General features: G+C 64.3%; 20 protein-coding genes. 9 read left to right on the top strand and 11 right to left on the bottom strand.

What is annotated here, in order from left to right; genetic code table 11:
* Positions 1 to 21: 21 nt before the first annotated feature.
* Entirely contained in the window at positions 22 to 1,371 is a 1,350-nt protein-coding gene (locus NBW56_RS07650) for a citrate synthase (RefSeq protein WP_250258723.1), read from the top strand.
* 19 nt (positions 1,372 to 1,390) lie between these two features.
* On the opposite strand, the gene NBW56_RS07645 is transcribed toward NBW56_RS07650, so the two are convergent.
* Together NBW56_RS07645 and dapD are read right to left on the bottom strand one after the other, a co-directional pair.
* Positions 1,391 to 2,317: a hypothetical protein gene (locus NBW56_RS07645; RefSeq protein ID WP_250258722.1), complete on the bottom strand. Its 927-nt coding sequence runs from the start codon at positions 2,315 to 2,317 to the stop codon at positions 1,391 to 1,393.
* Between the two features lie 2 nt (positions 2,318 to 2,319).
* Positions 2,320 to 3,270, bottom strand: coding sequence for a 2,3,4,5-tetrahydropyridine-2,6-dicarboxylate N-succinyltransferase (dapD, locus tag NBW56_RS07640; RefSeq protein ID WP_250258721.1), 951 nt, complete (start codon positions 3,268 to 3,270; stop codon positions 2,320 to 2,322).
* A gap of 68 nt (positions 3,271 to 3,338) precedes the next feature.
* Here dapD and dapE point away from each other — a divergent pair, with 68 nt between their 5' ends.
* The 3 genes from dapE (at position 3,339) to NBW56_RS07625 (ending at position 5,456) form a co-directional block, all read left to right on the top strand.
* Positions 3,339 to 4,430: a succinyl-diaminopimelate desuccinylase gene (gene dapE, locus NBW56_RS07635; RefSeq protein ID WP_250258720.1), complete on the top strand. Its 1,092-nt coding sequence runs from the start codon at positions 3,339 to 3,341 to the stop codon at positions 4,428 to 4,430.
* 10 nt (positions 4,431 to 4,440) lie between these two features.
* Positions 4,441 to 5,187 (top strand): LOG family protein, encoded by a 747-nt coding sequence (locus NBW56_RS07630; protein WP_250258719.1) that lies wholly within the window; start codon positions 4,441 to 4,443, stop codon positions 5,185 to 5,187.
* Positions 5,188 to 5,285: 98 nt separating this feature from the next.
* Positions 5,286 to 5,456 carry a DUF3117 domain-containing protein gene (locus NBW56_RS07625; RefSeq protein ID WP_065247510.1) on the top strand — a complete coding sequence of 57 codons (171 nt, stop codon included), beginning with the start codon at positions 5,286 to 5,288 and terminating at the stop codon, positions 5,454 to 5,456.
* Positions 5,457 to 5,532: 76 nt separating this feature from the next.
* Here NBW56_RS07625 and NBW56_RS07620 read toward each other — a convergent pair whose 3' ends face one another.
* Positions 5,533 to 6,198: an O-methyltransferase gene (locus NBW56_RS07620; RefSeq protein ID WP_250258718.1), complete on the bottom strand. Its 666-nt coding sequence runs from the start codon at positions 6,196 to 6,198 to the stop codon at positions 5,533 to 5,535.
* Positions 6,199 to 6,330: 132 nt separating this feature from the next.
* Here NBW56_RS07620 and NBW56_RS07615 point away from each other — a divergent pair, with 132 nt between their 5' ends.
* On the top strand, positions 6,331 to 6,771 hold the full coding sequence (locus NBW56_RS07615) for a twin-arginine translocase TatA/TatE family subunit (RefSeq protein ID WP_074297344.1): 441 nt from the start codon (positions 6,331 to 6,333) through the stop codon (positions 6,769 to 6,771).
* A 33-nt stretch (positions 6,772 to 6,804) separates the two neighbouring features.
* Here NBW56_RS07615 and NBW56_RS07610 read toward each other — a convergent pair whose 3' ends face one another.
* The 4 genes from NBW56_RS07610 to NBW56_RS07595 are packed head-to-tail and all read right to left on the bottom strand — an operon-like array spanning position 6,805 to position 11,449.
* Complete coding sequence (locus tag NBW56_RS07610; RefSeq protein ID WP_250258717.1) at positions 6,805 to 7,923, bottom strand: Mrp/NBP35 family ATP-binding protein; 1,119 nt, start codon at positions 7,921 to 7,923, stop codon at positions 6,805 to 6,807.
* A 6-nt stretch (positions 7,924 to 7,929) separates the two neighbouring features.
* Positions 7,930 to 8,592, bottom strand: a complete 663-nt coding sequence (locus tag NBW56_RS07605; RefSeq protein WP_502799333.1) for a DUF1003 domain-containing protein — start codon at positions 8,590 to 8,592, stop codon at positions 7,930 to 7,932.
* Between the two features lie 5 nt (positions 8,593 to 8,597).
* Positions 8,598 to 9,920 carry a magnesium transporter MgtE N-terminal domain-containing protein gene (locus tag NBW56_RS07600; RefSeq protein WP_065247515.1) on the bottom strand — a complete coding sequence of 441 codons (1,323 nt, stop codon included), beginning with the start codon at positions 9,918 to 9,920 and terminating at the stop codon, positions 8,598 to 8,600.
* Positions 9,917 to 11,449, bottom strand: coding sequence for an aminopeptidase P family protein (locus tag NBW56_RS07595; protein WP_250258716.1), 1,533 nt, complete (start codon positions 11,447 to 11,449; stop codon positions 9,917 to 9,919). The genes NBW56_RS07600 and NBW56_RS07595 overlap by 4 nt, the downstream gene beginning before the upstream one ends.
* Before the next feature lie 72 nt (positions 11,450 to 11,521).
* Here NBW56_RS07595 and NBW56_RS07590 point away from each other — a divergent pair, with 72 nt between their 5' ends.
* Positions 11,522 to 12,373: a PHP domain-containing protein gene (locus NBW56_RS07590; protein ID WP_250258715.1), complete on the top strand. Its 852-nt coding sequence runs from the start codon at positions 11,522 to 11,524 to the stop codon at positions 12,371 to 12,373.
* A 6-nt stretch (positions 12,374 to 12,379) separates the two neighbouring features.
* Positions 12,380 to 13,729, top strand: a complete 1,350-nt coding sequence (locus tag NBW56_RS07585) for a hypothetical protein (RefSeq protein ID WP_250258714.1) — start codon at positions 12,380 to 12,382, stop codon at positions 13,727 to 13,729.
* 20 nt (positions 13,730 to 13,749) lie between these two features.
* Here the strand turns inward: NBW56_RS07585 and NBW56_RS07580 are convergent, their stop codons facing one another.
* The 3 genes from NBW56_RS07580 to NBW56_RS07570 form a co-directional block, all read right to left on the bottom strand.
* A complete protein-coding gene (locus NBW56_RS07580; protein ID WP_250258713.1) occupies positions 13,750 to 15,216 on the bottom strand; it encodes a DEAD/DEAH box helicase in 1,467 nt (488 codons plus the stop codon).
* Positions 15,217 to 15,235: 19 nt separating this feature from the next.
* Positions 15,236 to 15,457 (bottom strand): DUF3107 domain-containing protein, encoded by a 222-nt coding sequence (locus NBW56_RS07575; protein ID WP_065247520.1) that lies wholly within the window; start codon positions 15,455 to 15,457, stop codon positions 15,236 to 15,238.
* Positions 15,458 to 15,655: 198 nt separating this feature from the next.
* Complete coding sequence (locus NBW56_RS07570) at positions 15,656 to 16,267, bottom strand: TetR/AcrR family transcriptional regulator (protein WP_250258712.1); 612 nt, start codon at positions 16,265 to 16,267, stop codon at positions 15,656 to 15,658.
* A 141-nt stretch (positions 16,268 to 16,408) separates the two neighbouring features.
* Between NBW56_RS07570 and NBW56_RS07565 the strand changes: the two genes are divergently transcribed.
* Both NBW56_RS07565 and NBW56_RS07560 read left to right on the top strand, forming a co-directional pair.
* Positions 16,409 to 19,624 (top strand): PD-(D/E)XK nuclease family protein, encoded by a 3,216-nt coding sequence (locus NBW56_RS07565; protein ID WP_250258711.1) that lies wholly within the window; start codon positions 16,409 to 16,411, stop codon positions 19,622 to 19,624.
* On the top strand, positions 19,621 to 22,917 hold the full coding sequence (locus NBW56_RS07560; protein ID WP_250258710.1) for an ATP-dependent helicase: 3,297 nt from the start codon (positions 19,621 to 19,623) through the stop codon (positions 22,915 to 22,917). Before NBW56_RS07565 ends, NBW56_RS07560 begins: the two co-directional genes overlap by 4 nt.
* Before the next feature lie 4 nt (positions 22,918 to 22,921).
* Here the strand turns inward: NBW56_RS07560 and NBW56_RS07555 are convergent, their stop codons facing one another.
* A complete protein-coding gene (locus tag NBW56_RS07555) occupies positions 22,922 to 23,896 on the bottom strand; it encodes a phosphotransferase (RefSeq protein ID WP_250258709.1) in 975 nt (324 codons plus the stop codon).
* Positions 23,897 to 23,928: the final 32 nt, after the last annotated feature.

Below are 23,928 nucleotides of genomic sequence, written 5' to 3'. Positions count from 1 at the left end.
GACAGACACGAAAGGAACGCGATGACCGCACACTTCAGTGTGAATGACCGAAGCCTGGATCTGCCGCTCGTCGAGCCGACCGAGGGGAACCTTGGTGTGTCGGTCGCGGGGCTGCGCAAGGAAACGGGGACGGTGACGTTTGACCCGGGGTTCATGAACACGGCTCCCACGACCTCCGCGATCACGTTCATCGACGGCGAGGCGGGAATCCTCCGTCACCGCGGCTACCCGATCGAACAGCTTGCTGAGCACTCGAGCTACCTCGAGGTGGCCTTCCTCTTGATCTATGGCGAGCTGCCCACGAAAGGGCAGCTCGACCAATTCGTGCATTCGATTGAGCAGCGCACACTTCTCGACGAGAACCTCAAACGCGTGTTTATCGCCCTGCCGCGCGATGCGGCGCCCATGGCGGTGCTCCAGGCGGGTGTGAGCGCACTGTCGACCTTCTACCAGGACTCCCTCGACCCGAGCGATCCAGAACAGGTGCACATCTCGACTCTGCGTTTGCTCGCGAAGATGCCCACGATGGCGGCGTACGCTCATCGTGTCGCGAACGGGCAGCCGCTCATGTACCCCGATAACTCGCTGAGCCTTGTGCAGAACTTCCTGCGGCTCATGTTCGCTTTTCCCGTCGAGGATTTCGTGGCGGACCCGGTTGTGGTGCGTGCACTCGAGCAGCTGTTTATTCTCCACGCCGATCACGAGCAGAACTGCTCGGCGACCGCGGTGCGCCTCGTCGGCTCGGCGGGAGCGGACCTCTTCTCCTCGATCTCGGCGGGCGTTGCGGCCCTGTCTGGGCCGGCGCACGGCGGCGCCAACACGCGCGTCATGCACATGCTCGACGACCTTCGAAAGTCGGGGCAGGATCCGCGAGTGTTCATGGAGAAAGTCAAGAGCAAGGACGATTCGACCCGCCTCATGGGCTTTGGACACCGGGTGTATAAGAACTACGATCCGCGTGCGAAGTTCGTGAAGGGCATTGCCGACACGGTGCTTGAGCGGCTTGGCATCCATGATGAGCGCCTCGAGCTCGCGATGAAGCTCGAGGAGATCGCGCTTCGCGACGAGTACTTCATCGAACGCCATCTCTACCCGAACATCGACTTTTACACGGGCATCATCTACAAGGCGATGGGTTTTCCCACGCACATGTTCACGGTGCTGTTCGCGATCGGGCGTCTGCCCGGGTGGATCGCCCAGTGGCAAGAAGCAATCAACGATCCCGACACGAAGATTATGCGGCCGCGGCAGATCTACACGGGCGAAGCCGAGCGCGCATACGTGCCGATCGAGGAGCGTACGGGCACTTCGGAGCTCCTGCTTCACGATCTTCGCGAGGAACTGAAGGCGCGAGAGAAGAAGGCCGAATAAGCGAGGCTGTGGCCGCGGCTCACGCCCCCTTCGCAAAGTAGATCACGATCGCGTCATCCTCGCCGCCTGCGCCGCCCGTTGCGTCGCTGTCCCACTGCGACGACGTCTGGGAGACGTGCCGTGAGCGGTCCCAGCGCTGGCCGCGGTAGTCGACCCCCACGATGTTGTCGTGTGCAGCGTGTGCAACGGCCCAGTTCGCGAGCGCCCAACCGCGCTTTTCGTCGGCCGTCTTGATGACGACGGTCGTCGCACCCGCGCCTTCCGGTGCGTTTGTTCCCGCGGCGCCGAGCGAGCTTTCCACCTCGCCTGACTCGCTCATCCGGGTGAACTCGCTCGCGAGGGACTCGCGAAGTTTCTCTGGATGCGCTGGACCGCCTGCAGCGGCGAGATCGCACTCGAGCTCGGGGCCGCTTTGCCCCGTCAAGGCCGAGGCGAAGAGGCGCCCCTCAACCTCGTGATCCGCGTAAGCATTGGGAAATGCCGAGCGTTGGACCTTTTGGGCTGCGACCGTGATCTCCATGTTTTCGTAGCCCTTAACCTTTGCGAGCTTCTCGTAAAAGGCCGTCGAGGCATACACGGGGTCCATAATTTGTTTTTCGGTGCCCCACCCCTGAGAGGGGCGCTGCTGGAAGAGTCCTACCGAATCGCGGTCGCCGTAGTCAATGTTCTTGAGCTTCGACTCCTGGTAGGCGGTCGCGAGGGCGATCGACGCGGCGCGCGGTGGAAGCCCCATGTCGATCGAGACCGCACTGATCGTGGCGGCATTGAGGGTTTGCTCGGTCGAGTACGAATGCGATGTCGAGAGCCCACTCGCGGTGCAGCGGCCCGTGCGCTGGCCGCCGTCAAAGAGAGTGAGCGCAGCGAAGCTCCCGCCCACGACCGCGAGAAAAACCGCGAGGAGCGTGAGCGGGATGACCACGCGAGACAGCGCGGGGCGTTTGGCCATGATTAGTTCGCGTGAAGATCGGAGTTCAGCTCAACGCGCTTGTTCGAGCGCGAGACGGCCTCGACGGCGCCCGATTGCGAATTACGGCGGAACAGGAGACTCGGCACCCCGGAGAGGTCACGAGCCTTGACGACGGAATGACTCTCGCCGTCGATGAGGGTGACCTTCGTGCCCGCGGTGACATACAGGCCGGCCTCGACGATGCAGTCATCGCCAAGGGCGATGCCGACGCCGGCCTCCGCTCCCACGAGGGAGCGCTCTCCAACGCTCACGCGCTCCGTGCCACCACCGGAAAGGGTGCCCATGGTGGACGCGCCACCGCCAATATCAGAGCCATCGCCCACGACGACGCCCTGCGAGATGCGACCCTCGATCATCGAGGTGCCAAGGGTGCCCGCGTTGAAGTTCACGAAGCCTTCGTGCATCACGGTTGTGCCGCTTGCGAGATGGGCCCCGAGGCGCAAACGATCAGCGTCGCCAATGCGAACGCCCTCGGGCACAACGTAATCGACCATGCGGGGGAACTTATCGATCGAATAGACCGTGGGGCGGCGGCCCTCGCTTATGAGGCGAAGGCGGGTGTCCTCGAAGCCTTCCACGGCGCACGGTCCCTCCGAGGTCCACACGACGTTCGCGAGAGTGCCGAAAAGCCCCTCGAGGTTCTGCTCGTTGGGTTTGACGAGGCGGTGGGAAAGGAGATGGAGGCGCAAGTACGCATCCGAGGCATCATGCGGGGGTTCGTCAAGGGAGATCACGCGCGTGACAACCTCCTGGCGCGTACCGCGTGCGGCATCATCGCGCGCGGCTTTTTTGAGTGCTTCGGAAAGGGGACTCTCGGCGAAGTTCTCGGGAGCATTGCCGAGTTCGGGGGCCGGGTACCACGTGTCGAGGGTCGTGCCGTTGCTCGCAATGGTCGCGAGACCGATTCCCCATGCGCTCTTGTTCTCAGTCATGGCCACAGGCTATAGGGCGCCGCTTCGCATTTCGTTAGAGCACGCCGAAAACCTCTAGGCTTGTGCGCATGACGAACTCAACACCCCTACCCCTCGAGGCGGGCCTCACCGAACTCGCGCGCGCGATTGTCGATACGGAGTCGGTCTCGGGAAATGAAACTGCGCTTGCGGACAAGGTGGAGACGACCCTTCGCGCCGCCGGTCATCTCGAGGTCATCCGTGATGGCGATACCGTGATCGCGCGCACGCATCTCGACCGCGCGGAACGGGTGATTCTCGCCGGGCACCTCGATACCGTTCCCGTCGCGGGCAATCTTCCGTCGTGCGTGCAGGTCGTGGACGGGCAGGAGCGGCTGATCGGCCGCGGTGCGTGCGATATGAAGGGCGGCGTTGCGGTATTCCTCGCGCTCGCGTGCGCCCTTGAGACGCCGCGCCACGACCTCACGTGGATCTTCTACGACCACGAGGAGGTCGACGCGAGCCTCAACTCGCTCACGCGCCTTGCGCGCGAGAGGCCGGAGCTTCTCGAGGCAGATTTTGCGATTCTGGGTGAGCCTTCGAACGGGGGAGTGGAGGCCGGGTGCAAGGGCACGATGCGCGTGCGTCTCACGGCTCGCGGCGTTGCGGCACACTCCGGGCGCGCCTGGATCGGGAAGAACGCGATTCACGGTCTCGCCGGGGCACTCACGCGCCTTGCGGAGTATGAGCCGAAGGACGTGGAGATTGACGGGCTCGTCTACCGCGAATGCCTTAACGCGGTGGCGATCGACGGGGGAATCGCCACGAACGTGATTCCCGACCGCGCCGAGATCCTTGTGAACTACCGTTTCGCGCCGAACGTGACCGAAAACGAAGCGCTCGCGCACGTGAAGCACGTTTTCGCGGGCCTTGACCTCGAGTTTGAGGTCACGGACTCCTCGGGTGGCGCACTCCCAGGCCTCACACGGCCTGCAGCACGGGATTTTCTTGCCGCTCTCGGTAACGACGTGAGTGTGGAAGCGAAGCAGGGCTGGACCGATGTGGCGCGTTTCAGCGCACTCGGCACCCCGGCCGTGAACTTTGGCCCGGGTGACCCGTTACTCGCTCATACGGATGGGGAATTCATTCCGACGGTTGCTCTCACTCAGTGTTACGAGTCTCTTGAGCGGTTCCTCCGCTAACGTGGAAATCATGAAAAAGCATCATCACGGCTCTGGGAGCGACTACCGAAAAGGCCCCGTGTTCCTCCGCGGCAAGCAGCGACCCACCGAAACTACCGATCAGCGCCTTCTCCAAAACGCGGAGAAGGGCGATTGGGTGCACACGGATCCCTGGCGGGTGATGCGCATCCAATCGGAGTTCGTGGAAGGTTTCGGCGCCCTTGCGGAACTGGGGCCGGCTGTCGCGCTCTTCGGGAGTGCACGCACGAAGCCTGAGCATCCGCACTATGAGCTTGCGCGCGAGGTCGCAAAGCGCATCGGTGAGATGGGCCTCGCGGTCATCACGGGCGGTGGCCCGGGCATCATGGAGGCCGGCAACCACGGCGCGGTCGAGGCCGGCACGACAAGCGTAGGGCTCGGTATCGAGCTCCCCTTCGAGCAGGGCATGAACGAGTACGTCGAACTCGGTGTGAACTTCCGATATTTCTTTACGCGTAAAACGTGCTTCGTGAAGTACTCACAAGCCTTCGTCGCGTTCCCCGGTGGTTTCGGGACGTTCGATGAACTGTTCGAGGCCCTATGCCTTATCCAGACCCACAAGATCAAGAAGTTCCCCCTCATCCTGGTGGGAAGCGAATACTGGAGCGGTCTCCTGACGTGGCTCGAGCACACCGTTCAGCAGGGCTACGGGTACATTTCTCCGGGCGATACCGATCTGATCCATATCGTCGATACTGCCGACGAGGTCATCGAGGTTCTGAGGCGAGAGATGGAGTAGCAGCTCAATGCGCGTGTTTTGCCCTCTCCCAGGATCAAGCGAATGGTAGTGGAAGAATAGAGGGGATAGATCCATTGCCAGAGAAAGGGCGAACGATCATGGCAGCGATGAAGCCTCGTACGGGCGACGGTCCCCTCGAAGTGGCCGAAGAGAGCCGGAGCCTCATCATGCGAGTTCCGCTTGAGGGCGGCGGTCGCCTGGTCGTCGAGATTTCGGCGGATGAAGCGCGCGAGTTGCGCGATGCTCTCAACAAGGTCGTTCCCGCCTAAGCCCCTCCGGAACTTCCCGGATTGCATCGAGGTTGTGGGGGCTATCTTTCCCTCACAACCTCGTGAAGCTGCAGCCTCACCGTTCGGAGAAGCTTTTCCTCACGGCGGTGAGCACACCGTCGCCTGCGGGTGACATCGCCAGCACGAGATCCTCGCGCTCCTTGAGTGCGGCCACCACGTCCCTAATGTGCACCGTCTGCGGATCACGTGCAGAAGCATCGCCGAGTCGGTCGTGGTGCATGACATTCATGATGAGGAGCGCCCCTCCCGGGCGCAGAACCTCGAGCGCCGCTTCGACGAGCGCGCCGAGTTCTCGTTCGCTCGCATTGACAATGATCATGTCGTAAGCGCCGCGCGTAAGACGGGTGAACACCTCGAGCGGGTGGGCGTTGATAGTGCGCACGCGCGCCTCGGGAATTTTTGCCTCCGCGCACGCGTCACGCACAAGCCTCACGTTTTCGGGCTCGGGATCGATCGCGGTGAGGGTGGCGTCGGACCCCATGGCGCTCGCGAGGTAAAGGCTGAGCGCTCCCGCCCCCGCTCCCACTTGCACGATCGCGCGCGCCCCGAGCAGGGCAACGACACTGCGGGCGTGTGCAGCCGAGCCTGCAAGAACCGGAGGGAGTCCGATCGCGCTCCCTCGCTCGCGCGCTCTCTCGCACACGCCGGGCACGGCGAAGAGCCGCTCCTCGTCGAGGAATTCCTCGCTGAGCGTCCAACTCGCCAACTTGCCCGTTGCCATTCCCGCTCCCTCTTTCCTCGTGAATTTCGTGGCACTCAAGCTTAGGCCACGACGCGCGAGTTTCCCACCCGTGCGTGCAATAATGGCGGAGCACCATTTTTACGAGCGGAACGAGACAAGGCAGGCACAGCGATGGGTCAAGAGTTCTTCCTCACCTTCGGAGGATGGGAACTCCTCATCATCGCCCTGCTCTTCGTGATCCTCGTGGGCCCGCAGCGCCTCCCGGAGTACACCCGGAAGGTGATTCACTGGGTTCGTGACCTGCGTAAATGGGCGGATGAATCGCGAGCGTCGATCGAAGACGAGATGGGTATCGCCGTCGATGACCTCAAGAAGTACGATCCTCGCCAGTACGATCCGCGCAAGATCATTCGTGAGGCGTGGGATTCGACCGGCCTCGAAGACGACGTCAACGATTTTCGCAATGCCGTGAAGAGCTCCACGAGCGCCACGTCGGCTGCGGTTGCGGGCGTCGGTGCAGCGGCCAAGGGCGGCTCGGGCAGCAAGGCGAGCGCGAGCAAAGCGGAGGAGAAGGTGCCCGACGGCACCCCGTTCGACCCCGAAGCCACATAGACCGGTGGGGCGCCGTACCTTCGCAGGTGCGCGTTAGGCGAGCGACAGCGGAAGCTTGCGGCCCGCGAGACCACGCGGCTTCGCGAGGTGCTCGGCGATGCGCATGAAGGCCTGAGAAGCCTCGCTCGAGGAATCGGAAGCGGTAAGAGGCTCACCGGCGTCGGACCCCTCGCGTACGCGGGGCGAAAGTGGAACCTGACCGAGAAGCGGAACTTCCGTGCCCTGATCTTCGCTCAGTTGGGACGCAACGCGCTCGCCGCCGCCGGTCCCGAAGATCTCAAGGCGCTCGCCGCCGTCGACGCTCAGCCAGCTCATGTTCTCGACGACCCCGATGATTCTCTGCTCGGTCGAGCGTGCGAGCGAGCCGATTCGTGAGGCAACGCCGCTCGCCGCCGAATCCGGAGTTGTCACGACAAGAAGTTCTGCCGTGGGCAACACCTGCGCAACGGAGATTGCGACGTCGCCCGTGCCTGGTGGGAGATCGAGGAGAAGAAAATCGAGATCGCCCCAGAACACGTCCGTTGCGAACTGTTCGATCGCGCGGTGCATCTTCGGGCCGCGCCACACGACTGCTTGGTGCTCGGGCACGAAAACGCCGATAGACATGACCTTGACCCCGTGCGCGATTGGCGGCATGAGCAGGTCGTTCACGCGCGTTGGTTGGGTGCTCACGCCGAACATTCCAGGCATCGAAAATCCGTGAATATCGGCATCGAGCACGCCCACGCTGTACCCGAGTCGAGTGAGGGCGAGGGCGAGGTTCGCGGTCACGGTGGACTTTCCGACGCCTCCCTTGCCCGAGCTGACCGCTATGACCCGCGTGAGAGAGCCCGGCTTATTGAAGGGCACCTCGCGGCGCTGAGCTCGCAACTCGTCGACGAGCGCGCGGCGCTGCTCCTCGCTCATCGTGCCTGACGTGACGCGCACCTCCGTGAGCCCAGCGACACGAGAAGCGGCCTCGGCGGCATCTTTTTCAATGCGCGAGCGCATGGGACACCCCTCGACAGTCATGACGAGGTGGATCAGGGCAACGCCTTCCGCCGTGACCTCAACCGACTCAACCATGCCCACATCGGTGATGGGACGGCCAAGATCAGGGTCGATCACGCGCGTGAGCGCAGAGCGGACCTGGGAGGAGAGGTCAGGATTCACCGTGGCTCACTTTGCTTCTTCTGCGCGCATCTGCTCGAGCTCTTCGCGGAGCACGGTGCGGATGTCCTCGCGAAGGAGCGAACGCAAGTGCGCATGGTCGCGCGAAGGCTCGAGGGGATTGGCGCCGTCATCGGTCTCGGCGGCCGGCACCAGATCGTCGTCGCCTGCCTGGATCTCCTCGAGCAGATCGCGAAGCTCGCCGCGCACATAATCGCGGGTCGCGACATCTGCCATGGCAATGCGGAGGCTCGCGATTTCACGCGTGATGAACTCCGTGGTGGCGTGCGCCTTTTCATTTGACTGGCGATCCTGCTCAGCCTGCACGCGGTCGCGATCGGCTTGGCGGTTATCCGAAAGGAGCAGGAGGGGAGCGGCGTACGACGCCTGGAGCGAGAGGATCAGCGTGAGAAGCGTGAAGTTGAGCGCTCGAGGATCGAACTGGATCGATTCGGGAAGGAAGGTGTTCCATCCGAGCCAGACGCCACAAAAGATCGTCATCCCCACGAGGAACGCGGGCGTACCCATGAAGCGCGCGATCGCCTCGGCCATGCGACCGAAACCGTCGTTGTTGTCGTCTTTCGGGCGTCGCCTCGAGAACATGCGCCACAGGCCACGTTTCTTCCGTGCCGGGTCGTCGAGCTGGGGGCGCTTCTTTTTGCTGCGTGCCATAGTGCTCACCCCTCCTGATCCGAAATGGCCTTCGCGATTCCCGTGAGATCAATCTGCCCCGTCGTTGTCGTCGCGACAGGTTCATCGCTCTCGCGCCAGTCCTCGGGGAGAACGTGGTCGAGAACATCATCGACGGTGACGGATCCTAAAAGCCGGGAGTCCTTATCCACCACGGGAAGTGACACAAGATTGTACGTCGCCATCTCGCGCGTGACGTCATGGAGATGGCTCGTGGGGGCCATCGTCACCTGGTCCTGGTCGATAATCTCTCCCACGGGCCTTTCAGGTCGCTCACGGAGGAGGTGCTGGAAGTGCACGCCGCCAAGGAGCTTCCCCGTGGGCGTTTCGAGCGGCTGGCGGCACACGTACACCATCGACGCGAGCGCGGGGGAGATCTCCTCGCGCGAAATGAGGGCGAGACAGTGCGCGACCGGGGTCTCGGGAGCCACGATGAGCGGCTCGGTCGTCATAAGGCCACCGGCGGTGTATTCGTCGTACGCGAGGAGACGGCGAACGTCTTCCGCTTCCTCGGGTTCCATGCGCGTGAGCAAGTCCTGGCCGAGTGGCTCGGGGAGTTCCTGGAGGAGGTCCGCGGCGTCATCCGGGTCCATCGCGTCAAGAATGTCCGCGGCGCGCTCCGACTCAAGGCCTTGCATGAGCTCGACGCGCGTGTCTTCAGGCAGCTCCTCGAGAACCCAGCCGAGACGCTCATTCGAGAGGTCGCGCACAATGTCGGCGCGACGCTTCGGTTCCATCTCTTGGATGAGGTCTGCGAGGTCAGCGGGCTTGAGATCCGAATAGGAGGCGAGCAGGATTTGAGCGGACTGCTCGGCTTGTGTACCGAATAAACCGCTCACATCGTCGACGCCCACCGTGAGGGTTTCATTCCGTCCGACGAGCTTGGAGAACGCGTTCTTCGCCTTTGCCCGGCGCACGTGAAGCTTCGAAATCTCCCATTCCTTGGAGATTTGATCCTGCTCGAGTGCCACGTCCTCGACGAAAGCGTTGCCCGTGCCATCGACGAGACTCACTTCGCGGTCGAGAAGATCACCGATCGCGAGAATCTCACTCTTGCGCATCTCGAACCGACGCATGTTGAGGGAGCCGTCGGAAATCACCTGGCCGGTCGAGATCGAGGTGACCTTTGTGATGGGCAAAAAGATGCGTTTCTTGCCCGGAACCTCGACCACGAGACCAACCGCGCGCGCGGTGTGGGTCTCCTGCGGGATGAGGACGACGTCTCGGACTTTGCCGATGCGATCGCCGAGCGGGTCGAAGAGACCCGTGCCCGCAAGGCGCGCGGCAAAAAAACGCTCGTGGGTGCTCACTTGAGCAGCTCCGCCATCCAGGCCTCGATCGCGTCAATTTCGCGGGGGAGTTCGCGCGAAAGGTTCTCAACGCCGTCCTTCGTGACGAGAACGTCGTCTTCGATCCGCACGCCGATGCCGCGCAGCTCTTCGGGAACGAGCAGGTCGTTTTCCTTGAAGTACAGGCCCGGCTCGATCGTGAAAATCATGCCCTCCTCGAGAGTGGCGTCAAGATACATTTCCCGGCGTGCCTGCGCGCAATCGTGGACATCCATGCCGAGGTGGTGGCTCGTGCCGTGCACCATCCAGCGGCGGTGGTACTGGCCCTCGGGCTTGAGGGACTCCTCGGCGCTCACGGGCAGAAGGCCCCACTTATCGAGACGATCCGCAATGACCTCCATCGCGGTCGCGTGCAGGTCGCGGAACTTCATGCCGGGCTTCGCGACGGCAAACACGGCGTCAGCGGCGTCGAGAACGGCCTGGTAGACCTTCTTCTGCGGCTCGGTAAATGTGCCCGTCACGGGGAGAGTACGCGTGACATCGGCAGTGTAGAGCGAATCCACCTCGCAGCCAGCGTCGATGAGGATCAGGTCGCCTTCCCTCACCGCGCCGTTATTACGCACCCAGTGCAGGGTGCACGCGTTCGGGCCCGAGGCGGCAATCGTGTCGTAGCCAACCCCGTTTCCGTCGGCGCGTGCCGTGCGGTTAAAGACAGTCTCCACAACGCGTTCGCCGCGCTCGTGGGCGATTGCTTCGGGGAAGTTCCTCACGACCTCGTGGAAGCCCTTGATCGTCGTCGCGACCGCGGTACGCATCTGCTCAACCTCCCACGCATCCTTCACGACGCGAGATTCGGAGGCGCTCTGCTGGAGGAAGTTATTGACGGCGTGGGCTTTTTCCCCGCCTTCGAGACCGTTTTGCTCGCGCAACTCTGCCACAAGCGAGTCGATGCGTTCATCGACGCCCTCGATCACAGCGAGATCGAGATTGTCGCCGAGGTCCTTCGCGAGCGCGTCGCGGAGGTCATCGATGTGGCGGCACGGCACTCCGATCTGCTCCTCGACTTCTTCGAGCGTGGGGCGGCGCCCCACCCACATCTCGCCGTAGCGAGAATCGGCGAAGAACTCGTGCGTTTCGGGGCCGGAGCGCGGCTTGAAAAAGTAGGTCGCGCGGCTCTTGCCGGGGTTGTCGGTATCGGGCTCCACCACGAATACCGAATCGGGCTCCTCATCGGTGCGAAGGCCCGAGTAGTAGGCGAACGACGTGTGGGGGCGGAACTGGTAGTCGCAATCGTTACTGCGGACCTTGAGACCGCCAGCGGGCAGCACCATGCGGGTTGCGGGCATCGTCTCCACGAGGGAGTCCCGCCTCGCGGGCGTGTAATCGGCGACGGCGCGACGGCCCGACGGTGGCAGGGTCTCATCCCATCCTTGGGTGAGGAAGTCGAGGAAGGCCTGGCTCGTGGGGCGCTGACTGCGGGTATCGCCCCTCGACTTCAGATCGTCGGTGGTGTCGGTGACGCTGGACTTTGAATTCTTGATCTCACTCACCCTTCGATATTCTCACGGGGGAGCCTCAAGAGCCACCCTGGCCACCAACTACGAGGTGTGAGAGGAAGAACGATGCACGCAATTGACCTTCATACCCACTCAGCAGTGTCCGATGGGACGGAAACGCCGACTGCCCTCGTTGAGCAGGCACGGGCCGCGGGCCTTGAGGTCATTGCCCTCACCGACCACGACACGGATCGCGGTATCGAGGAAGCACGCGAAGCCGCGGCGAGAGCGGGACTCGGGTTCCTTCCCGGAATGGAGGTCTCCGCGAAGCATCGCGGGCGCAGCATTCACCTCCTCGCGCTCGGCAATACCCCTGCCCCCGGCTCTCATTTTGCGCTGGCACTCGAAGAAGTGCGCGACTCGCGTGAAAAGCGCGCCCAGCGCATTGTCGAGCGGCTCAGTGAGGATTTCCCCATCTCATGGGAGGCGGTGCTCGAGATTGCGAGTGGGCGTGGTGTGAGCGTCGCAAGCGTCGGGCGCCCCCACATTGCCGACGCCCTCACCCGCGCCGGCGTCGTCGCGGACCGCTCAGAGGCCTTCCAACGCATGCTCGCACCCCACTCGCCCTACTACGTGCCCTACCGGGCCCTCGATGCCGCTGAGGCGATTGCGGGGATCCACGATTGCGGTGCGCTTGCGGTGGGGGCACACCTGATGACCGGCACGCGGGGCAAGGGACTCAGTTCCGACGCTTGCCTAGAACTCGTTGAATCCGGTCTTGACGGTCTCGAGGTCTACCACCGCGAGCACGGTGAGGCTGCGCGTGAGGCGCTCTTGACGATCGCGCGCGAGAAGGACCTCATCGTCACGGGCGGGAGCGATTATCACGGAAGCGGAAAACCCAATCGCCTTGGCGAGAACACCACGAGCGAAGAGAACCTTGAGCGGCTTCTCGAGTCGACCTCTGCAAGGTTGTGATGGGTAATGGTGAGCTCTCGTCGCGCGAGGCACACGGATGACCTCCGTGAAATGGTCCGGGTGATCATCGGCAAACCGTCGGTATCTATTCCCATGACCGTTGGAACCTTTGCGCTCATTGCCCTCGCTCTTACGGCAACGTCGAGCGTGTGGATTGGGTGGGGGCCAAGCGTCTTTGTGGCTACCCAAAACATTGCGTGTCTCATTGCGAGCGTGGCGGGGGCACTCGTGTTTGCCTGGCGAAGCCTTGCCGAGCGCGCCGACGAAGAAGCGAGAGAAAAGCAAAATTGGCTTCAGCGCGGGGCTGGGCGCGTATCCCGGCGAATCTCCCCCGCGTTCGTGATCGCCTCCATACTGTGGGGTGCACTTTTTACCTTTGTTCCGGCACTCGTGGTGTTTGCCTTGAGCCTCGCGTGGTGGGGCGTTGGTGATATGAGTGCCATCAATGTGCTCCTGTGGGTGCTGTGGAGCATCGGCACGTGGGCTTTTGTGTCGAGCCTGACGCTTGGCGGAGCCGTGCTCACACTGCGCATCAACAGTGCTTTCGCGATCTTGGCCGCGGGCGTGCTCGCGTATCTCCTTGCCTGGTGGACGCTCCTGTTTGGCGCCTCGGCCGCGCTTCCGGCGCTCGGCGGCTACGTGGATACGCCCTGGTTCTTCTATGAGCCGACGCTTACGAGCGCTGCGCTGCGAGCGCTTTTGTGGCTCGGCGTGGGCATCATCGTGCCGGCGATCGGCGAGCGGTCGCTCACGTGGGCGAGCGGGGGCGTGCTCGTGGCGGCTCTCGCGCTAGCTGGGGGGATCTCGAACGATGGTCGCGTGCAGCCCGTCAAGTCGGCTTTTGAGGCGAGTTGCGCGGGGGAGAACCCCAAAGTGTGTACGCCGCGCCCATTCGAGACCTCGCTTTCGAGGCTTCAGGCTCAGCTTGCGCCCGGGGTCGATCTCTTGCCGAGTGACATGATCCCGAGTGTTGTGGGCACGCACCGGTTCGTCGAGTCGGACGTCTCTACGGCGACGCTCCTCGTTGATCCAAGCGACCGCGAGGCCCTGCCCTCGAACAGGCCGAACCTCGTGCAAACCGCGGGGGCGCTCGGCATGAGCCAATTCATTTCCCCGTGCGGCGGTTTTGCCACGGCAAGCGAAACCAACCTCGCGGCTTACCTGGCGTTCTTGAGCCTTGCGACAGGCGGCGAGATCGATCTTGACAAGAGCGGTTCGGCACCGGCGTCGGTTGTGCCCCGCACCGAGGCGGTAAGTGCGGCCCTCCCCGACGCTCGTGAGAAGGCCGCGCTTAACCCGAGTGAGTTCACAGCGTGGCTCGCGAGTCACCGCACCGAGATCGCGAACTGCGGTTAGTCGCGTAGTGGCAGTGTGCGCTAGTCGTTCTTGCGCTCAACGACTTTGCCGTTGACACGGCGGGTGCGCGAGCGGCGGCGGCGCTTGCGAGGCGCCTTTTCGCCCTCGGTCTTCGCGGCGCGCTCGGTGGAGTTCCGCTCCGCGCGACCGCTTCCGCGGCCACCGCGACGGTTCCCACCGCGGTGACGGTGCTCGCTGCGTCGATTACGTGAATCGGGCCCGCCGAGATCCTCGATCTTTTCTGCCTCGAGCCCCGCGCGCGTGCGCTTGTCCTTCGGGAGCGTGCCCTTCGCTCCCTCGGGGATGTTGAGGTCGCTGAAAAGGTGCGGCGAGGTCGAGTAGGTCTCGCGCGCCTCGGTTGACTCGAGGCCGAGCTGGCGGGCGATGAGCGCCCAGCGTGCGAGGTCTTCCCAGTCGACGAACGTGACCGCCGTGCCGCGTTTGCCGGCGCGGCCCGTGCGGCCTGTGCGGTGAAGGAAGGTCTTGTCGTCTTCCGGCGCCGTGTAGTTGATGACGTGGGTGACGTCGTCGACGTCGATACCTCGCGCCGCGACGTCGGTCGCGATGAGCACGTCAATCTTGCCCGTGCGGAACGCGCGCAGTGCTTGCTCGCGCGCGCCTTGGCCGAGGTCGCCGTGCAGGGGAGCGGCGGCGAATCCGCGCGACTCGAGGTCGTGGGCCGTGCGATCGGCCTCGCGCTTGGTGCGCGTGAAGACGATGGTGAGCCCGCGGCCTTCCGCTTGGAGAATGCGCGCGAGGACCTCGATTTTGTCGAGTTGATGGGCGCGGTAGACGACCTGCGTGATGTCGGCCTTCGTGCGGGCCGTATCGCCTGGATCGTGGGCACGAATATGGGTGGGGTGCGACATGAAGCGACGCGCGAGCGCCATGATTTGCGCGGGCATCGTGGCCGAGAAGAGCATGGTCTGGCGTTTTGCGGGTGCGGCCTTGAGGATTTTTTCGACGTCCTCGAGGAAGCCGAGGTCGAGCATCTCATCGGCCTCGTCGAGAACCGCGACCTTCACGTGCGAAAGGTCGAGGTACTTCTGGCGCATGAGGTCAATAAGGCGCCCCGGGGTGCCCACGACGATGTCGACGCCCTTATTGAGGGCTTCGATCTGCGGCTCGTACGAGCGGCCGCCGTAGACCGTGAGCACACGAGCGCCGCCTCGCTTGCCCGCGGCCTGAATGTCGGTGCTCACCTGAACCGCGAGTTCGCGTGTGGGCACAACGATGAGGGCCTGCGGCTTACCGAATGCCGAGTCGTTCTCGGGAATATCGCGGTCCACCGTTTCGAGCGCGGGGATGCCGAAGCCGAGAGTCTTACCCGTGCCGGTCTTGGCCTGGCCGATGATGTCCCGCCCCTTCAGGGCGATCGGGAGGGTCATGGCCTGGATCGGGAAGGGGGTGGTAATGCCTATTTCCGCGAGCGAGGAGACGATGTCCTCACGCACGCCGAAGTCGGCGAAAGTTTGGTTGTCAGTCACGTTCCGGTACTACTTTCCGTTAGCCCAGGAAACCGACGCGGCGCGGCTCTTCGGTCGAGTATTCGACGTAGTTGATGCGCGCCCCGGGCACGAGAACCGTGCGACCCTTGGTGTCTTTGACCGTGAGGAGCGAGCTCTCGGCGATGGCCTTTTCCACGAGTGCGGAGAGATCCTCTGCGCTCATGTCGGTTTCGAGCGACAGTTCCCGCGACGAATGCGTGACGCCAATGCGAATTTCCATGGGGTGTCCTTTTCTCATGTGCGCACTGGGGCGCACGGTTTGCGAGCCGCACTCACCGCACGAACCTCGGTGAAATCGTGGCGAGGATCGGGGGCGCGGCAAAAGGTCAGCGGCGCTCGGCGGGCTGGCCGCGCAGCGCACACTGATCCCAGTGTATCGACCGTGGGCGAAAAAGAGTGCAGCGTTCGCTGAGAGCGGTTACTCGGGATTCTTGGTGAGTTCGTCGTTGCGCGGCTCGAATGCGCGGATGCCGCCCGTGAGCAGCTTCGCGAGTGACGACAGCATCAGTTCGCGGCGCTCATCCGAGGCGCCGTCCGCTTCGCGCGCGATCGCTTGCACCGACGTCACGAATGTACGCCCCACCACGACTGCCTGCTCGGGGGAGAGCTCGCGAGCACGGGCAAGGAGCGAACCGACTGATTCAGCGGCGCGCGAGGTCGCGCGCGTGACCTCCTCCTGTACGCGTTCGGTCACGTATTCGCTCCCGAAAAAGAGCTTAAGCATGCTTGAGCGCGTGTCGAACACACCGAAGAACACTTCGATGCCCTCGCGCACGCGGTCTTTGGTCGAAGCCCCCTCGAAAGCGAAGTCGTCGATACGAGCGCGAAGAGCTTCACCGATTTGCTCGATCACGGCGATGTAGAGATCCTCTTTAGAGTCGAAGTGCTGGTACAGCACGGGCTTTGTGACACCAGCGGCCTCGGCGATGTCGTCCATCGACGTGGGATGGTATCCGCGCTCACCGAAGCACGACGTGGCGACGTCGAGAAGCTGGGCGCGGCGTTCTGCGCGAGGAAGGCGGCGGCGCATGGTGTCTCCTGGTGGTTCGGGGAGGCGTTGGTGATCAACGCGATGGAATCTTATCTGGGTAGTTTAGTTGTCTCACCCCCATGATGGGATGAAATACCTCCACCTAGGCTGGTGGAAGCTCGGTCATGTGAGGGGAGAAGAATGCAGGAAAAGCCCGCGGGCCTGCGCCTTGCGTCGATGACTACCCCGTCAAAACTCGCGAATTTTACGAGGGACACTCCGGGCGTGGCGGCAGCGCACGTGCTCGAGTGCGTGGGGCGAGGGATTCCGACGTTCGCCTACGGTCCACCGAGAAGCGGGAAATCCTCCCTGTGCGCCCACGCTGCATGGGAAGCGATGCGTGAGGGAACTCAGGCCCGGTCCGTCGTGCTTCTCGCTCCCACGAGGGAGCGCGCCGCGCTTCTTCGCGACGAGCTTTCGCGTCGCGCCATGGCAGCCCATGGCAGGGGCGCTGAGCAGCGGCGTGAACTTCCCACCATCATGACGCCGCTCGCTTACGCGTTCGCCCTCGTGAGTGAGGAAGCGGCGCGGAACGGGCGCGCACAGCCGAGCCTTGTGACCGGTGCGGATCAGGACGCGCTTCTCGAAGAGCTCCTCGCGGAGATTCCTACGACGTGGCCAGAATCGATCGACCCGGCGGCCCTCTCTCTCGCGGGTTTTCGCGCGGAACTTCGCGACCTCGTGAGCCGTTGCACCGAGCGGGGCATGACACCCGCGCAGCTCGCCGCGCTCGGCGTGGAATTCAGACGCGAGGAATGGCAGGCGGCAGCAAGCGTTTTTGAGTCCTATCTCGACTCGCTCGCGCTGGAGAGCACTATGGCGATCGATGCCGGTGCTCGCCTCGATTCCGGGGTGCTCGTGGATCGCGCGTGCGCGGTGATCGAGGCGGCGGACGAGGTGGCTCTGCTTGCCGTGGATGACGCGCAGGATTTCACCGCGAGTGGCGTGCGAATCGTCACGGCGCTCGCCTCGAGTGCCGCCCGCGTGCTCGTGACGTCGAGCCCTGATACGACTGTCGAGGGGTTCCGCGGAGGCATGGCGGATGCGGCCTCGCGCATGGCGAATTCACCGGCGCTCGCGCACCGCGAATGCGCATCGCTCGTGCTTGACGGGGGACTCGATCAACACCCCGCGCTCGCCCGGGTCACAGCTTTACTCGCGTCGCGACTACCGCTCGCGGGGGCCCCGAGCGCGCTGCGGAGTGCAGCGCATGAAGAAAGCACCTCCGAGGCCTTCGCATTCGCGCTCGCCCCGAATGACGAGGGCGAGGCGCGCGACATCGCTACAGCTATCCGTCTTCTCGGGGCCGTACACGACGTCTCTCGCGACGATATCGCCGTCGTCTGCCGTTCCGCCTCGGCTGCACGCGCCCTTGCAGAGCGCCTCACACGCGTGGGAATCGACGCTGAGGCTCCTCTTCGCGCGAATCCGCTGAGAGACGAGCCCGTCATCCGCGACCTCTTCACGATCCTCGCGTGGGCTCTCGGGATGCAGCAGCTACGCGCCGAGCGACTCGTGGAGATCTTGCGTGGGCCCTGGGGCGGAATGGACGACGGCATGCTGCGTGAGCTGCGTCGCTGGGCCCTCGCACACGGCACGCACACCCTCGGGGATGCGGCGATCCTTGCGATCGTGGAGAACACGGACGCGCCGTTGCCGGATGCGACGAAAGAGAGCGACGGCACGGCACATAGCAGGGAGCGCTATCTCCGTGCGGTCACGGCGCCCCTTCGGCGACTGCGGCGCATGCGCGAGGCCATCGTGGCCGCTCGAGAGAACGGAATCCTCCCGCTCCTGTGGGCCGCGTGGGAGTCCTCGCACCTCGCTACTCGGTGGCAGAATGACGCGATCGCCCTGGCCTCAACCGTGCAGGCTCGCTCGCGCGCAAAGCTCGCCAACTCGCGTCTCGATTCTCTCGGAGCGCTCTTCACGGCCGCCGACCGCTACGAGGAACGCCGCGGAGGCGACGACATCGCCGTCTTCATGGCTCACATTGAAGCCCAGGCCGTCCCAGAAGATTCACTCAGCGCCCGTGGAAGGGTGAGCGGCATTGTTCGCGTGCTCACGCCTGCAGCCGTCGCGGGAGAGAGCTTCGATACCGTCATCCTTGCGGGCCTCAACGAGGGAGCCTGGCCGAATCTTCGCCTTCGCTCGGGAATTCTTGGAGCCGCCGATCTTGCGCTCCACCTCGATAACCCCGGCATCGCGCTCAACCGCGCCGAGCTGCGTGCACTTCGGCGAAGTGCAAACCTCAACGACGAGATCCGCCTCGCAGTTGCGGCACTTTCCCGCGCGCGAAACCGCATTCTTGTGACCGCGGTGGAGAGCGAGGACACGGCGCCCTCTGCTCTCTTCCGGGTGTTGTGCAACGACGCGCGAAGCACGGGGATGCCGTTCGGCTGGGTGGCGTCGGCCCTCGCGAGCGCGAACCCGGGGCCGTTCCCCGAAACCCGCCAGCTCGTTGCTGCACTCGCACGTGCGCTCGCGGTCGAGCCACGCGAAAGTCCCGGCAGAACCCACCTCGCTTCGCTCCTTGCTGCGCTCGAGCGTGAAGGTGTCGAAAGTGCGAACCCCGAAACCTGGTACCACCAGGCCCTCACGCGTACCGATGCCCCTTTCCCTTCAGGCAGTACGCTCACCCTTTCCCCGTCGAGCCTTGCGACGGCCTCGCAGTGCCCGCGTGCGTTCCTCCTCGAGAGCGCGGGCGCGCGTAACCCCGGTGGAGCAGCGCAAGAAATTGGCACACTCGTTCACGCGCTCGCCGAGGCCCATCCAAAGGCGGGCGCGGCAGAACTCGTCGCCGAGTTTGCCAAGAGTGAGCCCGCGGACGACGTGGAGAAGCAGAACTGGCGTACGCGAGCCGAGCGCGCGCGCCTCATCCGCATGCTCGAAAAACTTGGCGCGTATCAGAGCGCGCACCAAAACGTCGCCGCGGTCGAAAAGCGGTTCTCGGTAGCGCTCGGCGACGGGGTCGAGATCCGCGGCTCGATCGACCGGATCGAGCGGGAGACGAGCGGCCTTCGCGTGGTGGATTACAAGACGGGGAAAACCGCGAAGTCAAAAGCGGATGCGGAACGCGACCCGCAGCTTGCCGCCTACCAGTACGCGCTCGCGCATGGCGGAAGTGGGGAAAAGCTCGAAGGAGCGAGCCTCGTGTACGTTGGCACAGACGCAAAATCGAGTGCTGTACGGTACCAGCCGGCGCTCGGCGAAGGCGATGACCCCGAGTGGTTCGAGAAGCTTGTGCGAGACATTGACGCGCGCTTGCGCTCCGCCGGCGTGAGTCTGGTGCGCAACCCCCACTGCACGGTGTGCCCCGTCAAGCGCTCATGTCCGCTCTACCAGGAGGAAATGTGACCACGGTGCGTTTTCGCGCGCGCGAGGTCGCGCATCTTCTTGGCCAGCACGAGCCCACGCCTGAACAGGTGGCGGTCATCGAATCGCCTCTCGCCCCAGCCCTCGTCGTCGCGGGCGCGGGAAGCGGGAAAACTGAAACGATGTCGGCGAGGGTCGTGTGGCTCATCGCGAACGGTCTTGTGGAACCCCGACATGTGCTCGGGCTGACCTTCACGAAAAAGGCTGCCCATGAACTCGCCGAGCGCATTGACCGAAGGCTCGCGAGCCTCACCTCGGCGATGGTCTCGGCAGGTATCGAGCCGCCAGCAACACTTGCCGCGAGTACCGTGCAGCTCGGCGGACAATCGCCGCGCGTCGCGACCTACAACGGTTTTGCTCTCGATCTCGTTCACGAGCATGCGCTTCGCATCGGCATCGATCCGGACTTCACCGTGATTCCGCCCGCGGCCGCGTGGCAGATCGCCTACGACCTCGTTGAATCGTGGCAGGGCGAGCTTCCCTTCGACCACTCGAGCGGCACGGTCGCGAGCGCAGTGCTCTCGCTTTCGGGGGCGCTGAGCGATCACTTGCGTACCCCGCGAGAACTTGACGAGTACCTTCGCGAGATCGAGGTCGAGACCATGAATCTCCCGCTCCAGGGTGAAGGTGGGAAAAAGCGCATCGCTCCCGCGAGCGTGAAGCGCCTGTGGCGCGTCCTCGAGCAGCGCCGGTCTCTCGTGCCACTCCTCGACGCATTCGCGCGTGAGAAGCGCGAGCGGGGGGCGATTGATTTTTCCGATCAGGTGAGTCTTGCCGCTGCGATTGCCGAAGCGAGCAGCGAAGTGCGCGAGGATGCGCGTACGCAGCACCGGGTCGTGCTTCTCGACGAGTTCCAAGATACGTCAGTCGCGCAGCTCCAGCTTCTTGCTTCCCTCTTCGGCTCGGGGCACGCGACGTGCGCCGTGGGTGACCCAAACCAGGCGATCTATGGCTGGCGCGGTGCCTCAGCAGCCTCCCTCTCCTCGTTTGTCGAGCGGTGGGGAAGTGCGGAGTGTCCCGTGCGGCAGTACACGCTCAGCACGTCCTGGCGCAATGATGCGGCCCTGCTCACAGGGGCGAATGCCATCAGCAGGCCACTCGCGGGCAGCACGGCTGGCATCACCGTTCCGACGCTTGCCCCGCGCCCAGATGCGGGCCCCGGTGCGATCACCGTTGCCGCGCACGCGACCGAATTTGATGAGGCTACCGCGATCGCCGAGTGGATCTCGACTATCCGCACCGCGCACGAGGATGAAACCGAAGCCCTCGACGAGGCACCTCCGAGTGCCGCTGTGCTCGTGCGTTCGCGCTCACGAATTCCCGCTCTACAGTCAGCCCTCGAATCCGCGGGGCTGAGCGTGAGCGTTGCCGGCGGCGGTTCCCTCCTCGCACAGCGCGAGGTGAGCGACGTTCGCTCTCTGCTCGAGGTCATCAGTGACGCTTCGCGCTCCGATGCACTCGTGGAACTTCTCGAAGGGCCGAGATTCCGGCTCGCCCCTGCCGATATCGCCGCGCTTGGTGCGTGGCGCCGCGCACTCGAGCGGAGTGCGGGGCCGCGAGCGGCGCTCTCGGACCCCGGCGCCGCCTTCACCCTCGTCGATGCCGTGACCTCGCCGCCGCCCCCCGATTTTGTGAGCCCCGCGGGACAGCGCTTGAGCGCCTCCGCACGGGCGCGACTCGCCGGCCTCGCGCGGATCATAAGGGAGGTTCGCGGTGCCCAGGGGCTCGAGATCCCGGATCTCGTGACGGTAGCGGTGCGCGCCCTCGGCGTTGATATCGCGCTTGAATCGGATCCGAGTCGCGATCAGCAACACGCGCTCGCGAACATCGAGCGTCTGCGCGCGCATGCGGAGACCTACGCACGCACTGCAAGCGCACCGAGCCTCGAGGCTTTCCTTGCGCACCTCGACGTGTCCGAGACCGAGGAGCGGGGGCTCGAGGCTGCATCCACGCAAGCGAGCGACCCGAACGCCGTCGTCATCTCGACCGTCCACGCCGCGAAAGGGCTCGAATGGGACCACGTCGCGATCGCCTCGCTTACCGAAGGCAGCTTCCCTTCCTATACGCGCCAGAGCGCCGCGAAACCCGAAACCCCGGGGGAGTACCCCGCCCCGCGTGAGCCGGGATGGGTCAACGAGCTTTCGCTTGCGACCATCCCCGTTGAGCTTCGCGGCGACGGGGAAATCCTCTCCGAGCTTCGCTGGGCTGAGGCAGCAACGCAGGTGGAGCTTGAGGAGATGTTCGAGGAATTTCGCCTCGACAACGGTGCCGAGAGCCTCCGCGAGGAGCGTCGGCTTATGTACGTTGCCCTCACGCGCGCTAAAAAGAGTGCCCTTCTCACCCACTCAGCATGGATTGAGGGGGCGTCAAAGCCGCGCCAGCCCTCGCGTTTCGTGCACGAGATCAGCGCGCTCGACGGCGTAGAGCTCGTGCAGCGCGGAGGCGAGATCGGTACCGAGAACCCGCTTGAATCTGCCCCTCGCTTCGCCCAGTGGCCTACCGCCCCGCACACGCGGGAAAAAGACGTCAAGGAGGCGAAGGCAGCCGTCGGATGCGCCAGCGCGAGCGGGGTAAATGCCCTCGCTGATATCCGCGAGGAGCCTGACCTCGCCCTTTTCACCGAGGCCACGCGGCACGTGATCGCGAATCTCCGAGCCGAGCACGAAGCGCGCAGCGTGTACCTCCCGTCGCGTTTGAGCCCTTCGGATCTCGTAGCGCTCTCGGGTGCGAATGCGCCAGAGCGCGTGCGTGAACTCGTGCGGCCCATGCCCCGTAAGCCCTCCACGAGCGCGCGTCTCGGCACGCGTTTTCACGCCTGGGTTGAGGCGACACACACCCACGGTGCCCTTCTCGACGTGGACGACCTCTTGCTCGATCAGGAGGATGACGGCACGCGTGAAAGCTTGCAGGAGCTCAAGGCAAAATTCGATCGTTCGATTTTTGCGAACATGACGCCCCTTGCGCTCGAAATCCCCGTCTCACTCGCGCTCGAAAGAGGGTTCCTCTCGGGAGTAATCGATGCGGTCTACCCGAATCCGCAAGGCGAGGGCGTGTGGATTGTCGACTGGAAAACGGGGCGTGTGCCCTCGGGCGAGGAGCTCGCACGCAAGGCGCTTCAGCTCACCGTGTACCGCCTCGCGTGGCACCAGAAAACGGGTGTGCCGCTCGAGAACATTGAGACGAAGTTCCACTACGTCGCGGCTGAGCGCACGGTGGAGATCACGCAGCATCCACGTGAGGAAGAGCTGGTCGAGCTCCTCGCCCAGCTCGGGTAGGAGATCAGCGCTCCGGCGTGACCTCGGGGTCGTGCGAGGCGAGCTCATCGTACTCGTGCTCGGCTTCGCGCCGGGCGAGTTCCGCGAGATCATCATCGACGTCGCGCAGCATTTCGAGAGCGTCAGCCACGATCGCCTGATCGTTCGTGTCGCTGCCCGAAAGCAGCCACTCGAGCACGGCGAACTCGCCGACGAGTTGGGTGCGCTCCTCGAGGCGGGCGTCAGGGCGCACATCGAGGTTCGCGCAATAGGCCGTGAAGAATGCCTCGAAGGCGGGGGCGTCCAGGCCGTGGAGCATCCACGTGAGGTCGCGAGCAGGGTCGGCGACCTGTGCATTTTCCCATCCCGTGAAGCCCGAAACCTCAGTGCCAACGGCGAGGGCCGTATCCTCATTGATCGAGCCATGGGTGAAACGAGGAGTGAACTGCCACAGCGAATCCTCCGCGAGCAAGTGGTTCCAGCGCTGCGCAACGGCCGACGGAATCGGGTGCTCCGCGAGTGCACGTGCGACGCTTGCGCGGTAGTTCGCACGCACCTCTTCCGCCGTGAATTCCTCGACGCCCGACGCCTGGCACGCAGCCTTCGGCGCGTTGTGGATTGTGGCAACCGCGCGGCCAAGGTTCGCCGCGAGCACATGATCGTGGCTGACTTCATCGAGGTGCAGTGAAGTGCCCTCGAGCGCGAGTGCGATGGCTGCGCGTCCCCCCTCGGGAATCGACGCGAAACCCTGCGGAGCCTGCAAATACGGGGCGAGCTCGGTGCGAGAAAGCGCCTCGAGAACGCCGATCTCCTTCGCGAGACGCGCACCCGCCGTGGGCGTCGAGGGGGCGCTCACGACCCACAGGCGGTCCTGCGTGTCGCGCACGAGCGCAGTCTCGATCTCCTCGCCCTCGGGCGTGGTTGAGGAAGTGGCCACGGGAATCACACCGGGAATCCCGGCCGTGGCAAGGGCGGCCAGTGCATAGGAATTTCGTCTCACCCTCTAACCGTAACCATTTCGTGCGCGTTGGA

The sequence above is a fragment of the Dermabacter sp. Marseille-Q3180 genome (assembly GCF_940792985.1).
GTDB lineage: Bacteria > Actinomycetota > Actinomycetes > Actinomycetales > Dermabacteraceae > Dermabacter > Dermabacter vaginalis.
This window is presented reverse-complemented; position numbering and strand designations above follow the sequence as displayed.

What these genes read in the sequence shown, in the direction of transcription:
- NBW56_RS07620 (WP_250258718.1), bottom strand. Translation starts at nt 6,198, where the DNA reads ATGGCAACGGGCAAGTTGGCGAGTTGGACGCTCAGCGAGGAATTCCTC.
- NBW56_RS07625 (WP_065247510.1), top strand. Translation starts at nt 5,286, where the DNA reads ATGGCAGCGATGAAGCCTCGTACGGGCGACGGTCCCCTCGAAGTGGCC.
- NBW56_RS07630 (WP_250258719.1), top strand. Translation starts at nt 4,441, where the DNA reads ATGAAAAAGCATCATCACGGCTCTGGGAGCGACTACCGAAAAGGCCCC.
- NBW56_RS07590 (WP_250258715.1), top strand. Translation starts at nt 11,522, where the DNA reads ATGCACGCAATTGACCTTCATACCCACTCAGCAGTGTCCGATGGGACG.
- NBW56_RS07575 (WP_065247520.1), bottom strand. Translation starts at nt 15,457, where the DNA reads ATGGAAATTCGCATTGGCGTCACGCATTCGTCGCGGGAACTGTCGCTC.
- NBW56_RS07650 (WP_250258723.1), top strand. Translation starts at nt 22, where the DNA reads ATGACCGCACACTTCAGTGTGAATGACCGAAGCCTGGATCTGCCGCTC.
- dapE (WP_250258720.1), top strand. Translation starts at nt 3,339, where the DNA reads ATGACGAACTCAACACCCCTACCCCTCGAGGCGGGCCTCACCGAACTC.
- NBW56_RS07570 (WP_250258712.1), bottom strand. Translation starts at nt 16,267, where the DNA reads ATGCGCCGCCGCCTTCCTCGCGCAGAACGCCGCGCCCAGCTTCTCGAC.
- NBW56_RS07585 (WP_250258714.1), top strand. Translation starts at nt 12,380, where the DNA reads ATGGTGAGCTCTCGTCGCGCGAGGCACACGGATGACCTCCGTGAAATG.
- NBW56_RS07645 (WP_250258722.1), bottom strand. Translation starts at nt 2,317, where the DNA reads ATGGCCAAACGCCCCGCGCTGTCTCGCGTGGTCATCCCGCTCACGCTC.
- dapD (WP_250258721.1), bottom strand. Translation starts at nt 3,270, where the DNA reads ATGACTGAGAACAAGAGCGCATGGGGAATCGGTCTCGCGACCATTGCG.
- NBW56_RS07565 (WP_250258711.1), top strand. Translation starts at nt 16,409, where the DNA reads ATGCAGGAAAAGCCCGCGGGCCTGCGCCTTGCGTCGATGACTACCCCG.
- NBW56_RS07615 (WP_074297344.1), top strand. Translation starts at nt 6,331, where the DNA reads ATGGGTCAAGAGTTCTTCCTCACCTTCGGAGGATGGGAACTCCTCATC.
- NBW56_RS07605 (WP_502799333.1), bottom strand. Translation starts at nt 8,592, where the DNA reads ATGGCACGCAGCAAAAAGAAGCGCCCCCAGCTCGACGACCCGGCACGG.